The 633-nt window shown below is 75.5% G+C and carries 1 protein-coding gene; it reads right to left on the bottom strand.

Annotation, left to right across the window (positions count from 1 at the left end):
* Window positions 1-633, bottom strand: a 633-nt coding sequence (locus FV228_RS31945; RefSeq protein ID WP_246694116.1) for an MATE family efflux transporter, incomplete at both ends; no start/stop codon positions are given.

The raw sequence follows: 633 nt of genomic DNA, 5'->3' as shown, positions 1-633 counted from the left end.
GCCCTGCGCCGCCTCCGGCTGCGGCACGCGCCCGCCCCGCGCCTCCAGCCGGTCGACGGTGCGGCGGGCGAGCAGGATCCCGAGGATGCCGAAGACCAGCGAGCCGAGGCCCATCCCGGCGACCACCCCGCGCGGGCCGTAGAGCGCGGCGCCGAGCATCGCGGGCGGCACGGTGCCCAGCGTCGCCCGGCCCCAGTTCAGCAGGGTCGAGCGGACCGGGAAGCCGAGGTTGTTGAACGCGGCGTTGCCGAGGAACAGCAGCCCGTTGAAGAACCAGATCGCCCCGCCGGCGAGGCAGAAGAAGCCGAACAGGTCGCGCGCCACGCCCTGCAGCCCGAACAGGGACGCCAGGGGCTCGCGGGCGAGCGCCAGCAGCAGCCAGACCACGGCCACGTAGGCCAGCGTCACCCGGACCGCCTCGCGCAGCACCCCGCGCATCCGGTCGAACCGGCCCGCGCCCCAGTTCTGCGCCAGGATCGGCCCGATCGCCCCCGACAGGGCGAACAGGCCCCCGAAGGCCACCGGTGTCAGGCGGTCGATCACCGCGGCGGCCGCCACCGCGTCGGCCCCGTAGCCGGCAAAGAGTCGGGCCAGGAAGGCGCTCGCCACCGAGGGCGCGAGGTTGGTCAGCAC

Source organism: Methylobacterium sp. WL18 (genome assembly GCF_008040015.1).
Classification (GTDB): domain Bacteria; phylum Pseudomonadota; class Alphaproteobacteria; order Rhizobiales; family Beijerinckiaceae; genus Methylobacterium; species Methylobacterium mesophilicum.
Note: the sequence above shows the minus strand (reverse complement) of the source record. Positions and strands in the feature narration are given on the sequence as shown.